The 14,012-nt window shown below is 74.3% G+C and carries 12 protein-coding genes and 1 pseudogene; 7 read left to right on the top strand and 6 right to left on the bottom strand.

Annotation, left to right across the window (positions count from 1 at the left end; all coding sequences use genetic code 11):
* Window positions 1-495 precede the first annotated feature (495 nt).
* Entirely contained in the window at window positions 496-1,257 is a 762-nt protein-coding gene (locus ABEB07_RS22780; RefSeq protein ID WP_164585247.1) for a lysophospholipid acyltransferase family protein, read from the top strand.
* A 124-nt stretch (window positions 1,258-1,381) separates the two neighbouring features.
* Here ABEB07_RS22780 and ABEB07_RS22775 read toward each other — a convergent pair whose 3' ends face one another.
* From ABEB07_RS22775 to argH, 4 genes are all read right to left on the bottom strand, one after another.
* Window positions 1,382-2,893, bottom strand: a complete 1,512-nt coding sequence (locus ABEB07_RS22775; RefSeq protein ID WP_345670051.1) for an MFS transporter — start codon at window positions 2,891-2,893, stop codon at window positions 1,382-1,384.
* On the bottom strand, window positions 2,890-3,441 hold the full coding sequence (locus ABEB07_RS22770; RefSeq protein WP_345670050.1) for a TetR/AcrR family transcriptional regulator: 552 nt from the start codon (window positions 3,439-3,441) through the stop codon (window positions 2,890-2,892). Before ABEB07_RS22770 ends, ABEB07_RS22775 begins: the two co-directional genes overlap by 4 nt.
* Before the next feature lie 83 nt (window positions 3,442-3,524).
* Window positions 3,525-4,496: an aldo/keto reductase gene (locus ABEB07_RS22765; protein ID WP_345670049.1), complete on the bottom strand. Its 972-nt coding sequence runs from the start codon at window positions 4,494-4,496 to the stop codon at window positions 3,525-3,527.
* 112 nt (window positions 4,497-4,608) lie between these two features.
* On the bottom strand, window positions 4,609-6,036 hold the full coding sequence (gene argH / locus ABEB07_RS22760; protein WP_345670048.1) for an argininosuccinate lyase: 1,428 nt from the start codon (window positions 6,034-6,036) through the stop codon (window positions 4,609-4,611).
* A gap of 169 nt (window positions 6,037-6,205) precedes the next feature.
* Here argH and ABEB07_RS22755 point away from each other — a divergent pair, with 169 nt between their 5' ends.
* Window positions 6,206-6,793: a pyridoxamine 5'-phosphate oxidase family protein gene (locus ABEB07_RS22755; RefSeq protein ID WP_176148284.1), complete on the top strand. Its 588-nt coding sequence runs from the start codon at window positions 6,206-6,208 to the stop codon at window positions 6,791-6,793.
* A 15-nt stretch (window positions 6,794-6,808) separates the two neighbouring features.
* Here ABEB07_RS22755 and ABEB07_RS22750 read toward each other — a convergent pair whose 3' ends face one another.
* Both ABEB07_RS22750 and ABEB07_RS22745 read right to left on the bottom strand, forming a co-directional pair.
* Entirely contained in the window at window positions 6,809-8,344 is a 1,536-nt protein-coding gene (locus ABEB07_RS22750; RefSeq protein WP_345670047.1) for a HAMP domain-containing sensor histidine kinase, read from the bottom strand.
* Window positions 8,341-9,090: a response regulator transcription factor gene (locus ABEB07_RS22745; RefSeq protein ID WP_345670046.1), complete on the bottom strand. Its 750-nt coding sequence runs from the start codon at window positions 9,088-9,090 to the stop codon at window positions 8,341-8,343. The genes ABEB07_RS22750 and ABEB07_RS22745 overlap by 4 nt, the downstream gene beginning before the upstream one ends.
* 152 nt (window positions 9,091-9,242) lie before the next feature.
* Here ABEB07_RS22745 and ABEB07_RS22740 point away from each other — a divergent pair, with 152 nt between their 5' ends.
* The 5 genes and pseudogenes from ABEB07_RS22740 (at window position 9,243) to ABEB07_RS22720 (ending at window position 13,893) form a co-directional block, all read left to right on the top strand.
* The gene (locus ABEB07_RS22740; RefSeq protein ID WP_345670045.1) at window positions 9,243-10,595 is read left to right on the top strand and encodes a ferredoxin reductase family protein; all 1,353 of its coding nucleotides are present in this window, start codon (window positions 9,243-9,245) and stop codon (window positions 10,593-10,595) included.
* A gap of 96 nt (window positions 10,596-10,691) precedes the next feature.
* Window positions 10,692-11,168: an FMN-binding protein gene (locus ABEB07_RS22735; RefSeq protein ID WP_176148287.1), complete on the top strand. Its 477-nt coding sequence runs from the start codon at window positions 10,692-10,694 to the stop codon at window positions 11,166-11,168.
* A 59-nt stretch (window positions 11,169-11,227) separates the two neighbouring features.
* The gene (locus ABEB07_RS22730; protein ID WP_176148288.1) at window positions 11,228-12,610 is read left to right on the top strand and encodes a ferredoxin reductase family protein; all 1,383 of its coding nucleotides are present in this window, start codon (window positions 11,228-11,230) and stop codon (window positions 12,608-12,610) included.
* Between the two features lie 28 nt (window positions 12,611-12,638).
* Window positions 12,639-13,088: pseudogene (locus tag ABEB07_RS22725) on the top strand (FMN-binding protein); the annotation flags it as partial.
* A 64-nt stretch (window positions 13,089-13,152) separates the two neighbouring features.
* On the top strand, window positions 13,153-13,893 hold the full coding sequence (locus tag ABEB07_RS22720; protein WP_345670052.1) for an FAD:protein FMN transferase: 741 nt from the start codon (window positions 13,153-13,155) through the stop codon (window positions 13,891-13,893).
* Window positions 13,894-14,012: the final 119 nt, after the last annotated feature.

The following is a 14,012-nucleotide window of genomic DNA, read 5'->3' as shown; positions in this document are numbered from 1 at the left end:
GCCGCCGGCCCCGAGCACCGCCGCGCCCAGCAGCGCCCGGCGTCCGGTCGCGCGCCCCTGCGCGCCGCTGAGCGCCGGTATGCCCCGCTCGTCGGACTCCCGCGTGCCGCCCCGCTCGTCCGGCTGCAGCGTCGCCATGACCGCCTCCTGCTCTCTCGTCGTCGGTGAGCGCCGATCGTAGGTGTGTGCGCGTGACGGACGGGAGACCGCGTGCGGAACAGCCGGGTGACGCCGGATGTCGTACGGGGGCGGCGGGCTGACGGACCGTCGGCATGACTCTCCGTACCCGGGGAAGTCGCATCGGGTGGCCGGATCGCGGGCCGCCGCACGGCCGCGTCCCGTGGCCGCCGCGGTCCCCGCCGGCCGGCGGAGCGCCCGTCGCCGCGGCGGCGGAGCGCGACCTGTGTCACATCGCCGTACGCCGGTCACCGGGGTGCGCCGACGCCTTGGCGCAGGTAAACGTAGGTCAACGGTACGTAAGAGGTGGTGAGCCCGATGTGCGTTCGGGCCCGGGCCGCGAGTATCGTCCTCACCTGCACAGACTCATACCGATCCTCAGACAATCCCTTGACACCGGAGGGCCCGTTGTCCCGCTTCGCGCTCATCAAGGCAGTGCTCGGTCCGATCATCCGCCTGATGTTCCGCCTGCGAGTGGAGGGCGCGGAGCGCATTCCCGGCGACGGTCCGGTCATCCTCGCGGGCAACCACCTCACGTTCATCGACTCGATGATCCTGCCGCTGGTCTGCGACCGGCAGGTCTTCTTCATCGGCAAGGACGAGTACGTCACCGGCAAGGGCTTCAAGGGCCGGCTGATGGCCTGGTTCTTCACCGGCGTCGGCATGGTCCCGGTCGACCGCGACGGCGGCCGGGGCGGGGTGGCGGCGCTGATGACGGGGCGCCGGATCCTGGAGGAGAACAAGATCTTCGGCATCTACCCCGAGGGCACCCGCTCCCCCGACGGCCGCCTCTACCGCGGCCGCACCGGCATCGCCCGGCTCACCCTGATGACCGGGGCGCCGGTCGTGCCGTTCGCGATGATCGGCACGGACAAGCTCCAGCCGGGCGGCGCGGGGCTGCCGCGGCCGGGCAAGGTGACGGTGCGGTTCGGCGAGCCGATGGAGTTCTCCCGGTACGAGGGTATGGACCGGGACCGGTACGTGCTGCGGGCGGTGACGGACTCCGTGATGGCGGAGGTCATGCACTTGTCCGGGCAGGAGTACGTGGACATGTACGCCACGAAGGCGAAGGCCGCGTAAGCCTTTCGCCTTCGTGGCGGTGCCTGCGCCGTAGGGGCGCGTGTCTTCTGTCCGGTGCGGTGCCGTCGTGGCCGGGCGCGCAGTTCCCCGCGCCCCTTTCGGGGCGCTCCTCCTGGGGGAGTCCTCAGAGCTTCTGGCCCTTCAGGAGGGTCCAGGCCGCTGCCGATGCCGCCAGTAGGACGACCGCTCCCGCGCCCGAGGCCAGGTGGAGGCCGTGGACGAAGGCGTCCTGGGCCGCGGTGAGCATCGCCTCGGCCTGGTCGTGCGGGAGGGCCCGCGCCGCCTGGACCGCGCCGCCCAGTGACTCGTGCGCCTGGGGCGGGGTGCCGGCCGGGCCGGTGAAGCCGCGGTAGGCGGCGGTCACGATCGAGCCGAGCAGGGCGATGCCCAGGGCCGCGCCGAGTTCGTACGCCGTCTCGGAGACCGCGGAGGCCGCGCCCGCCTGCTCCTTGGGGACGCCGGCCAGGATCACGTCGGCGGTCACCGTGAAGGAGAAGCCGGCGCCCACGCCGACCACCAGCAGGGCCGTGCCCAGCAGCGGATAGCCGGTCGAGGCGCTGAGCGTGGTCAGCACGGCCAGGGCGAGGCCCACGGCGGCGAGACCGCCGGCGACCACGGAGCGCACCGAGAAGCGCCGGGCCGCCCGGCCGGCCACCAGACCGGCCGCGACCGCGCCGACGGCGGCGGGCAGTTCGGCGAGTCCCGCCTCGAACGGGTGCCTGCCCTGGACCAGTTGCAGGAACTGGGACAGGAAGAACACCAGTCCGGACATGCCGAGGACGGTCAGCAGGTCGGCGAGGACCGCGCCGCTGAAGCCCCGGTTGCGGAACAGCCGTACGTCCAGCAGCGGCGCGGGCAGGGTCAGCTGGCGGTGGACGAACCGGTACAGCGCGGCGGCGCCCAGCACTCCGGTGCCGAGGACGGCCCAGGTGAAGCCGTGCGCGGCCGCCTCCTTGATCGCGTACACGACGCCGATCACGCCGACCAACGACAGCAGCACGCTGGTCAGGTCCCACGGGCCCGGGTCCGGGTTGCGGGACTCGGGCAGCAGCCGGCTGCCGACCAGGACCAGCACCGCCATCACGGGCAGGTTGATCAGGAAGACCGAGCCCCACCAGAAGTGCTCCAGCAGGAACCCGCCCGCGATCGGGCCGACCGCCATGCCGGCGGAGGCGGTCGCGCCCCAGATGCCGACGGCGAGGCTGCGCTCGCGGGCGTCGTGGAAGAGGTTGCGGATCAGGGCCAGGGTGGCGGGCATCAGGGTCGCGCCGGCCACGCCGAGCAGCGCGCGGGCCGCGATCAGCATCCCCGGCGTGGTCGCGTAGGCGTTGAGCACGGACAGCACGCCGAACGCGGCGGAGCCGACGAGCAGGACGCGCTTGCGGCCGATGCGGTCGCCGAGGCTGCCCATGGAGACGAGCAGACCGGCGATGACGAACGAGTAGACGTCGCCTATCCACAGCAGCTGGGTGCCGGAGGGCTTCAGGTCCTCGCTGATGTAGGGGGTCGCGAGACCGAGGACGGTCGCGTCGACGGCCACCAGCAGCACGGCGAGGACGAGGACGGCGAGCGCGAGCCAGCGGCCCGGGCGCTTGTCCGTCTCCGCCGGGTACGCCGGCCGCAGGGTGCTGGTCATGGTTCCTCTCTCCGTAGTGCGCCGCCGAGCAGCAGCTCGACGATCATGTGGGTGAAGTCCTTGGCGGCCACCCGGCCCTCGCTCACCGCCCAGGCGCCGGAGGCCATCAGGCCGTACAGCGCCTCGGTGAGCCAGGCCGGGGTGAGATCGATGCGGAACTCCCCGCTCTGCTGGCCTCGCCGGAACAGGGCCTCGATCCGTTCGTCGATCCGCGCCCAGCCCGCGTTCTGCTCCTCGCCCTCGAACAGCTGGTTCTCGGTGTAGAGGAAGGCCAGCAGGCCGGCGGCGGGCTCGATCCGCCGGATCAGCCGGTGCACGGCGTCGCGTGCCGGGCCCTCGTGGAGCCGGGCGGCGTCCAGCGCGGCCTCGCACTCCGCGATGCCGAGCGCCTCCAGCGCCCGGACGAGCGCGTCCCGCCCGGCGAAGTGCCGGTGCAGCGTGGCGCGGCTGATGCCGGCCGCCCTGGCGACCTCGTCCATCGTCGCGGTGGACTTGCGGGTCAGCAGGGCCGCGGCGGTGCGCAGCACGTGGTCACGATCGACAGCCATGAGACAACGGTAACCCATGTGAGACACAAATGTCTCATCCTGGGCGTGGGAGTCTCACGAGGGAGACTCATGGCAGGGGTGCGTCAGTGCCAGGGGAGCTGTCCGCGCCGCTCCCAGTAGGCGCGCGGCTCCTCGGCCAGGGCGTCCAGGCGGGCCGCCTGGTCGTCGTCCAGGTCGACGGCGGCGGCGTGCAGGTTGGAGGCGAGCTGGTCGAGCGTGGCCGCGCCGGAGAGGACGACGCCCGCCCACGGGCGGCGCAGGATCAGGGCGAGGGCGACCGCGTCGCAGCCCAGACCGGTCTCCCGGGCCACGGCGCGCAGCGCCCCGGGCGCGTCCGGACCGGCCAGCCGCCCGTTCGCCATGCCCTCCTTCACGATCACCGTCAGCCCGGCGTCGTGGGCCTCGGCGAGGGCCGGTCCCGCGGAGGTCTCCAGGGCGTTGTACGTCGACTGGACGGTGCGGAAGAGGGGCGCGCCGTCGACGGTCACGGCGAGGGCGGCCCGCACGGCGTCGGCCTGGGCGGGGCCGCTGGTGGAGAAGCCGACGGTCACACCCTGGGCGGCGGCCTCGGCGAGCCGGGCGTGCAGGTCCTTGTCGGTGAGGGCCGGGCTGTCGGGGGTGACCGAGTGGATCTGGTACAGGTCGAGCCGGTCGCCCAGCAGCGCGGCGCTCTCGGCGCGCTGGCGTTCGTAGGTGGCGAGGCCGTGGTCCTTGACCTCGTGCCGCTCGGCGTCGGTGCGCCAGCCGGCCGTGTAGGTGTAGCCCCACTTGCTGCCGATCACCACGTCGCCGGCGTCGGGGCGGGCGCGCAGCCAGTCGGCGAGGAACTCCTCGGAGCGGCCGTAGGAGCGGGCGGCGTCGAGGTAGCGGACGCCCTGGGCGTAGGCGGCGTCCAGCAGTTCGTGGGTACGGGCGCGCAGGGCGTCCACCGTGCGGTCGGCGGGCAGGTCGCGGTCCCGGCCGAGGTTGATGTAGCCGGGGCGTCCGACGGCCGCGAGACCCAGGCCGAGGCGGCGGGTGGGGGTGGTGACGTGGGCCAGCCTGGCGAAGGGCATCGCGGGCTCCGTTCGGTCGGTTCCGTGCGGCTGCCGACCAACGTAACCCGCGACGGCCCGTGCGGCGGGAGGGCGCCTCCCGCCGCGGGGCGACCGCTTCCCGCGGGGGCGGCTACTTCTTGGCGTCCGCCCAGGCGTGCTGGGCCGCCACGTCCGCCTTCACCTCGGCGAGCTGGACGGCGACCGCGCTCGGGGCGGTGCCGCCGCGTCCGCTGCGGGAGGCGAGGGCGCCGGGCACGTTGAGGACGGTGCGCACCTCGGGGGTGAGGTGGGCGGAGATCTTGGCGAACTGCTCGTCGGTCAGCTCGTCCAGCTCCTTGCCCTCGGCCTCGGCCGCCTTCACGCACTCGCCGGCGACCTCGTGCGCGACGCGGAACGGCACGCCCTGCTTGACCAGCCACTCGGCGATGTCGGTGGCGAGCGAGAAGCCGGCCGGGGCCAGCTCCTCCAGGCGCTCGCGGTGCACGGTGAGGGTCGCGATCATGCCGGTGAAGGCGGGGAGCAGGACCTCCAGCTGGTCGCAGGAGTCGAAGACCGGCTCCTTGTCCTCCTGGAGGTCGCGGTTGTAGGCGAGCGGCAGCGCCTTGAGGGTGGCGAGCAGGCCGGTCAGGTTGCCGATCAGGCGGCCGGACTTGCCGCGGGCCAGCTCGGCGATGTCCGGGTTCTTCTTCTGCGGCATGATCGACGAGCCGGTGGAGAAGGCGTCGTGCAGGGTCACGAAGGAGAACTCCTTCGTGTTCCAGATGATGATCTCCTCGGCGATCCGGGAGAGATTGACGCCGATCATCGCGGTGATGAAGGCGAACTCGGCGACGAAGTCGCGCGAGGCGGTGCCGTCGATGGAGTTGCCGACGCTGCCGCCCTCGAAGCCTAGGTCGCGGGCGACAGCCTCCGGGTCGAGACCGAGGGAGGAGCCGGCGAGCGCGCCCGAGCCGTACGGGGACACGGCGGTCCGCTCGTCCCACTGGCGCAGCCGCTCGGCGTCCCGGGACAGGGACTGCACATGGGCGAGCACGTGGTGGGCGAAGAGGACGGGCTGGGCGTGCTGGAGGTGGGTGCGGCCGGGCATGGCCACGTCCGGGTGCGCCTCGGCGAGGCCGATCAGCGCGTCCTGGAGGTCGGCGATCAGGGCGCCGACGATCCGGGCGTGGTCGCGCAGGTACATGCGGAAGAGGGTGGCGACCTGGTCGTTGCGGGACCGGCCGGCGCGCAGCTTGCCGCCGAGGTCGGCGCCGAGGCGCTCCAGCAGGCCGCGCTCCAGGGCGGTGTGGACGTCCTCGTCGGCGATGGTGCCGGTGAAGGAGCCGTCCGCCACGTCCGCTTCCAGCCGGTCGAGTCCGGCGAGCATCCGGGTCAGCTCGTCCTCGGTGAGCAGGCCCGCCGTGTGCAGCACGCGTGCGTGGGCGCGGGAGCCGGCGATGTCGTAGGGCGCGAGCCGCCAGTCGAAGTGGACGGACGCGGACAGCTTCGCCAGGGCCTCGGCGGGACCGTCGGCGAAACGGCCGCCCCAGAGCCGTACGTCACCGCTGTTGCTGCTCACTCGCGTTGCTCCTCGGAGAGTTGTCGCCGTGCGGCCGCCTCCCGGCCCCGTGATGCATGATTATGCATTGCTCCGCATGAATCGTCAATCGAGCGGGATGCCGCCCATGGGGTGAGACGGCCGAGAATTCCTTAGACAGTCAAAAGAACTCGGCGGATAATCATGGGACATGGGAAAGACGTATGAGCGCATTGACGGCAGGCTGCGCACGTTCATCGAGGCGCAGCCCCTCTTCTTCACCGCGACCGCGCCCCTGTCCGGCGACGGCACGGTCAACCTCTCCCCCAAGGGCCTGAAGGGCTCCTTCGCGGTGCTCGACGAGCTGACCGTGGCCTATCTGGACTTCGCCGGATCGAACGCCGAGACCATCGCGCACCTGCGCGAGAACGGCCGGATCACCCTCATGTGGTGCGCCTTCCAGGGCCCGCCCAACATCGTGCGCGTGCACGGCCGGGGCGAGCCGGTCTTCCGCGACGACCCCCGCTTCACGGAACTCGTGGCCCGCTTCCCCGGCATTGACCCCACCGCGCACGGGCTGCGCGCGGTCATCGTCGTGCACGCCGACCTGATCCGCGACACCTGCGGCTACGCGGTGCCCTTCATGGCCTACGAGGAGGAGCGCGACCTGCACGCCCGGCGCTTCGCCCGCGAGGACGACACCTCGCTGAGCGCGTACTTCACCAAGAAGGACCACATCGCCAGCAGCCTGGACGGCCTCCCGGGCCTGCCCCTTCCGCTGCCGCCGACACCGGTGTGAGGGGGCGGTCCGCCGCTAGGGCCCGGTGACCGCGCCGTCGGACGGCAGCCGTACCGTGAACGTCGTCGCGCCCGGGCGGCCGGCCAGCGCCACGCTCCCGCCATGCGCCCGTACCACCGCCGCCACGATCGCCAGGCCCAGGCCCGCCCCGGCGCCCGCGGAGGAGCCGGTGCGGCGGCGGTCGGCGCGCGTGAAACGCTCGAAGACGCCCGGCTGGATCTCCACGGGGACGCCGGGACCGTCGTCCTGGACCCGCAGCACGGTCGTGGCCCCGCCGTCGTCCGGGGGCACGGCCAGGGACACCGTCACCTCGGTGCCCGCCGGGGTGTGCAGACGGGCGTTGGTCAGCAGGTTGGCCAGCACCTGCTGCAACCGGTGGGCGTCGCCGGTCACCGTGACGGGCTCCTCGGGCAGCTCCATCGTCCAGTGGTGCCCGGGGCCGGCGGCGCGGGCGTCCGTCACCGCGTCCAGGACGAGGCGGGTGAGGTCCACGGGGCGGCGCTCCAGCGGGCGGCCCGCGTCCAGGCGGGCCAGGAGCAGCATCTCGTCCACCATCTCGCCCATCCGGGCGGACTCGGCCGCGACGCGTTCCAGGGCCCGCGTCACCTCGGGCGGCACCGGTCCCGGGTGCAGCAGGGCCAGCTCCGCGTGGCCGCGCACCGACGCCACCGGGGTGCGCAGCTCGTGGCTGGCGTCGGCGGCGAAGCTGCGCAGCCGTTCCTCACTGGCGTGCCGTTTGGTCAGCGCGTCCTCGACATGGTGGAGCATCCGGTCGAAGGCGGCGGCGACCCGGCCCACCTCCCCGTGCGGATCGGTCCCGCCCGTCCTGGGCGGCAGCGCGACCTCGCCGCTGGCCAGCGGAAGTTCGCTGACCCTGGCGGCGGTCGCCGCGACCCGGCTCAGCGGGCGCAGCGACCAGCGCACCCACAGCGCCCCGGTGACCCCGGTGGTGGCCAGCGCGAGGCCGAAGACGCCGCCGGCGACGAGTTCCAGCCGGTGGACCGTGGCCCGGACGGGCTCCGTCGGCAGCCCGGTGACCAGGACGTCGCCGTCCCGGCCCGGCCACGCCGCCAGCCGGTAGCCGCCCAGTCCGGACAGGCGCACCGTGTGCCCGGCGCCGTCCGCCGGGAGCGCGGCCAGGGCGGCGCGGTCGGCCGCGGTGAGGGTGACGGCGAAGCCGGGATGGGCGTCGGAGGGCACCACCGCCGCGTTGGTGATCCGGCCCGCCACCAGCCGGGCGCCGAACGTGGCCGCGGCCTGGCGGCGGGTGTCGCCGTGCTCGTCGCCGTCGTGGTCGGACGACTTCGTGTTCCGCCCGCCGCCGGCGGCGCCGTGCTCGAGGCTCTGGGGGAAGCCGGTGCCCGTCTGCTGCAACTGCTGGTCGAGCCGGCCGGTGAGGAAGCCGTTCAGCTCGACGACCGCGGCCACCCCCACGGCCGCGCAGCTCAGCGCGAGCAGCACCACCAGACCGAGGGTGAGCCGGGCCCGCAGGGTGCGCGGCAGCGGCAGCCGCCCGCTCCACCACGCCCGGAGCCGCGCCGGCGACCTCACGGCCGGACCGGCTTCAGCACGTAGCCGGCGCCGCGCACCGTGTGGATCATGGGCTCGCGGCCCGCGTCCACCTTCTTGCGCAGATACGAGATGTACAGCTCGACCACATGGGCCTGGCCGCCGAAGTCGTAGGACCAGACGCGGTCGAGGATCTGCGTCTTGCCGAGCACCCGGCGCGGATTGCGCATCAGCAGGCGCAGCAGCTGGTACTCGGTCGGCGACAGCTCGATCAGCTCTCCGGCCCGGGTGACCTCGCGGGCGTCCTCGTCCATGACCAGATCGCCTACGGTCAGCCGCGGACCGTCGGCCGACCGCCGGGCCATCCCGGCGCGGCGCAGCAGCCCGCGCAGCCGGGCGATCACCTCCTCCAGGCTGAACGGCTTGGTCACGTAGTCGTCGCCGCCCGCGGTGATCCCGGCGATACGGTCCTCCACCGCGTCCCGCGCGGTCAGCAGGAGCACGCAGACGTCCGGCCGCACCTCGCGCAGCCGCCGCAGCACGGTGAGGCCGTCGGTGTCCGGGAGCATCAGGTCGAGGACGACCGCGTCGGGCAGCAGCGCGCGGGCCTCGGCGACGGCCCTGGCGCCGTCCTCGGCGGTGCGGACCTCCCAGCCCTGGTAGCGCAGGGCGCCGGAGAGGACCTCGGCGAGGTCCGGGTCGTCGTCGACGACGAGGACCCGGACGGGCGTGCCGTCCGGGCGGGTCAGGGCGGGCGGCCCCGGCTGGGGCGGGCAGGAACTGTGCATGGCCCTTCCAGCATCGCCGGTCGCCGGCCCGTGCGGAGCCCGGGGGTGCTCTGAGTTCGCTGTGAGTGCGCCGCGCGGCCACCGATTCAGAGCGCTCTCAGAGGTTCGGCCCGCACAGTGGCGTCCTGGACCGGCGAGAGGACGGGGACGACATGACCACGGTGTACCAGCGACGGGCGGCACCGCCCGTGGTCCCGGCGCCCCGGCGCTCCCCGGCGGCCGCGGTGCTCGCCGTGCTGTGGGGCGGCGCGGCGGCGGTGGTCGCGCTGTGGTGGCAGGGGACGGCCGCGGTGGCCGGTGCGGCCGGCTGGCTGACCGGCGCCGGACGGATCACGGGGCTGCTGTGCGGTTACGCCTGCGCGGTGCTCGTCGCCCTGACGGCCCGGTCGCCGCTCCTGGAGCGGCGGATCGGTTCGGACCGGGCGGCCCGCTGGCACGCACGGGCCGGCCGGTACACGGTGTGCCTCCTCCTCGCGCACATCGCGCTGATCCTGGCCGGGTACGCGGCACAGGACCGGGCCTCGCTCGCGCACGAGGCGGTCACGGTGGCCCTCGACTACCCGGACATGCTGAAGGCCACCGCGGGCACGGTGATCCTGTTCGCGGTCGGGATCACCTCGGCGCGCGCGGTGCGCCGCCGCACGAGCCACGAGTTCTGGTACGGCGTGCACCTGCTCACCTACGCCGCCGTCTTCCTCGCCTTCTTCCACCAGCTCGCCCTGGGCGACCAGTTCCACGGCCGGCCCGGGGCCACGGCCGCCTGGTACGCACTGTATGCGGGCGTCGCCGCGCTGGTGCTGTGGTACCGCGTCCTCGTGCCGGTGCGGCTGAACCGGCGGCACCGGATGCGGGTGGAGTCGGTGCACGAGGAGGCGCCCGGGGTGTACTCGGTCGTCGTGCGGGGACACCGGCTGGACGAACTCGGCGCGCTGCCGGGGCAGTTCCTGCGCTGGCGGTTCCTCATGCCGGGCCTGCGCGGGACGTCGACGCCGTACTCCCTGTCGGCGCCGCCGCGGCCGGACCGCCTGCGCGTCACGGTCAAGGCGCTCGGCGACCACAGCGCGGCCGTGCCGCTGCTGCGGCCGGGCACCCGGGTCTGGGCGGAGGGCCCCTACGGCGCGCTGACCGCCGAGCGCGGTGCCTCGCACCGGTCGCTGCTGATCGGCGCCGGGGTCGGCATCACTCCGCTGCGCGCGCTGTTCGAGACGCTGCCCGGCGAGGTCACCCTGCTGTACCGGGCGCGCTCCGCGCGGGACCTGGCGCTGGGCGGCGAGCTGGAGGCGGTCGCCCGGTGGCGCGGGTCGCGGGTGCTGTACCTGCTCAACGGCCCGCACGGCGAACACCCCGCGCTCACCGTCGAGTGGCTGCGCGGGCAGGTCGCCGACCTCTCCGGGCACGACGTGTACCTGTGCGGGCCGCACTCCTTCGCGCAGGAGACGTACGGGGTGCTGCGCGCCGCCGGGGTCCCGGACCGCCGCATCCACCACGAGTCGTTCGCGCTGTGAGAGCTGTGGACGTGCGGAGCGCCGCGGATGCCGTGAGAGCGGGACAGCCGTGAGAACCATGGGAACCGAGCCCGTCCGAGGAGTCGTGAGGCCGTCGTGCACGCGTTGAGGAAGAACCGTCCGCTGCGCCGGGTCGTACTGGCGAGCGCCGCCACCGTCTCCGGGCTGGTGATGCTGCTGGCGCTCAAGCCGCACACCCCGCCGCGGATCGCGGCGGCGCCCGGCCCGGCCGCCTCCGCCGGCACGAGCGCCCCGGGCGGCGCCGCGGAGTCCGGCGGCACGACCGGCTCCACCGGCACGAAGACCGTAACCGGCGAGAGCGCGCAGACCCGCTGGGGACCGGTCCAGGTGCGGATCACGCTCGAAGGCGGCCGCATCACCGACGTGACCGCGGTGGTCTACCCGACCGAGAACCCCCGTGACCAGGAGATCAACAGCTACGCGATACCCGAGCTGAGGAGAGAGACGCTGACCGCGCAGAGCGCGGACATCGACGCGGTGTCCGGGGCCACGTACACGAGTGACGGCTACCGTCGCTCGCTGCAGTCCGCCCTGGACTCGGCGGCCGGCTGAACGCTCCTCGGGTGCGCCGCGTATCCCTGGGTCGACGGTCGAATCGCCACGGAGGAACCGTGACCACCACGCTCGCAGGAGGACGTGCCGCGCGGCGCCAGACGATGCGCCGGATCCGGCCCCGCCGCTCCCCCGCCGCCCTGCTGCTCCTCGCCGTCTGGGCGGGGGCGGCGGGGGTCGTCTGGCTGTGGTGGACGAACACCCCGTCCGTCGCCGGGAACGGCGGCCGGATCCTCAACGCGGGCCGGATCACCGGGCTGCTCGCCGGGTATCTGGTGGCGCTCGTCGTGCTCCAGATGGCGCGGGTGCCGGCCCTGGAGCGGCGGGTCGGCTCGGACCGGGTGGCCCGCTGGCACGCCCTGAGCGGGCGGTACACGCTCTGCCTGATCGTGGCGCACGTGTTCCTCACCATGTGGGGCTACGCGGTGCGGGCCGGCCGGTCGCTCGGGGACGTCGTGCGGCAGACGGCCGAGTCCGTCGGGCAGCTGCCGGACCTCGGCAAGGCCGCGATCGGCACGGGACTGTTCGTGCTCGTCGCACTGACGTCGGCCGGCGGCGTCCGGCGGCGGCTGCCGTACGACACCTGGTACCACGTCCACCTGCTCACCTACGCGGCGGTCTTCCTGACGTTCTGGCACCAGATCACCACCGGCAACGACTTCGCCGTCCGGCCGGCCGCCCGGACCCTCTGGTACGGCCTGTACGGCGCGGTGTCCGCGCTGGTGGTGTGGTACCGGATCCTCACCCCCCTCCGGCTGAACCTCAGGCACCGGATGCGGGTCGAGGCCGTGATCGAGGAGACGCCGGGCATCGTGTCGGTGCTGATCGCGGGCCGCAGGCTGCACCGGATGGGCGCGGAGGCGGGGCAGTTCTTCCGCTGGCGGTTCCTGGCGCCGGGCATGCGGTTCAGCTCGCACCCGTACTCGCTGTCGGCGGCGCCCCGCCCCGGGATGCTGCGCATCACCGTCAAGGCGATCGGCGACCACAGCGGGCGGCTGCGCGCACTGGAGCCGGGCACCCGGGTGTGGGCGGAGGGGCCGTACGGGGCGCTGACCGCCGCCCGGCGCAGCCGGGGCAAGGTGCTGCTGGTGGCGGGCGGGGTCGGGATCACCCCGATGCGGGCGCTGTTCGAGACGCTGCCCGGCGCGGCCGGTGACCTCACGCTGCTCTACCGGGCCAGCAGCACCCAGGACCTGGCGCTCTGGGGCGAGCTGGCGAAGATCGCCGAGGAGCGCGGCGCGCGGCTGATGTACGCGGTCAACAGCCCGGACGGCGCACGGCCGGACATCTCCGCCGAGTCGCTGCGGCGCAAGATCGCCGACATCGACCGCCACGACGTGTTCCTGTGCGGGCCGCCCGGTTTCGCGCGGTCGGTGTACGAGGCGCTGCGCGGCGCGGGGGTCCCCGCCCGCCGGATCCATCACGAGTCGTTCGCGATGTGAGCGACGGGACGTCAGGAGAACGGAAGCGATGAGGAAGAGCCATCCTGTCCGGCGGGCGGTGCTCGCGGGCGCGGCCACCGTGTCCGGCATCGTGCTGCTGCTGGCGCTGAAGCCGGCCTCCGACCCGACCGCGGCGGCTGCGGCCGGCGCGGCGTCGCGGGCGACCTCGGCGGGGCGCGAGGCGCCGCAGGGCGGCGGCGCGCTGCCGGGCGGTACGACGACCGTGACCGGCGACGCGGTCCCGACGCAGTACGGCGACGTGCAGGTCCGGCTGACCGTCAGCGGCGGGAAGGTCGTCAAGGCGGAGGCGGTGCGGGCGCCGAAGGGCGGGCTCAGCGACCAGAAGACCGCCCTGGCCGTGCCCCGGCTCAACCGGGAGGCGGTGGCGGCGCAGAGCGCGGACATCGACGCGGTGTCCGGGGCGACGTACACCAGCGGCGGGTACCGCAGGTCGCTCCAGTCGGCGCTCGACCGGGCCGGCGGCTGACGGCGTGGCCGAGGCGGCGAAGGCTCCGGCCGCGGTGCGGCACGCGGAGGAGGTGATGGGGACGGTGTTCTCCTTCGACGTGCGCGGCGGGGAGCCCGGGGCGGTGCGGGCGGCGCTGCGGGCGGCGGTGGCCGGGCTGCACCGGGTGGACGAGCTGTTCAGCACGTATCGGGCCGACAGCGAGGTGTCGCGGCTGGCGCGCGGCGAGCTGACCGTGCAGCGGTGCGATCCGCTGGTCGCCGAGGTGCTGGAGCTGGGCGCGGAGGCCGAGCGGGTGAGCGACGGGTGGTTCAGCCTGCGGCACCGGGGGCGGCTGGACCCGACCGGTGTCGTCAAGGGGTGGGCGGCCGAGCGGGCGGCCCGGCTGGTGGCGGCCGCGGCGGGGGTGAGCGGGGTCAGTGTGAACGGCGGCGGGGACGTGCAGCTGCTGGGTGTGCCCGGGGCGGAGCGGCAGTGGCGGGTGGGGGTGTCGGATCCGCTGCGGCCGGGCGGGCTGGCGGCCGTGGTGTCGGCGGCGGGGGCGCCGGAGCTGGCGGTGGCCACCTCGGGGACCGCGGAGCGCGGCGCCCACATCGTGGACCCGCGTACGGGGCGGGCGGCGGTGACGGATCTGGTGGCGGTGACCGTCGTCGCGCCGCGGTTGGTGTGGGCGGACTGCTGGGCGACGGCGGCGTTCGCGATGGGGGCGCGGGAGGGGCTGGCGTGGCTGGAGGCGCTGTCGGGGGTGGAGGCGTTGCTGATCACCGCGGGCGACGAGGTGCGGTGCACCGCCGGGCTGGCGGGCCTACTGGGGTGAGGTACGCCTGCGGCGGGGCGGCTGGGTTCACAGGCGCCCGGCGGTGGGCCGGCCGGGGGGTGCCTCTATGTCTTCCGTCAAGGCGCCCAGGTTCTGTTTGGGATGGTTTGGGGTGTGGA

The sequence above is a fragment of the Streptomyces similanensis genome (assembly GCF_039543625.1).
GTDB lineage: Bacteria > Actinomycetota > Actinomycetes > Streptomycetales > Streptomycetaceae > Streptomyces > Streptomyces similanensis.
The sequence above is the reverse complement of the archived record's forward strand: the minus strand, read 5'-3'. Positions and strand labels throughout refer to the sequence as shown.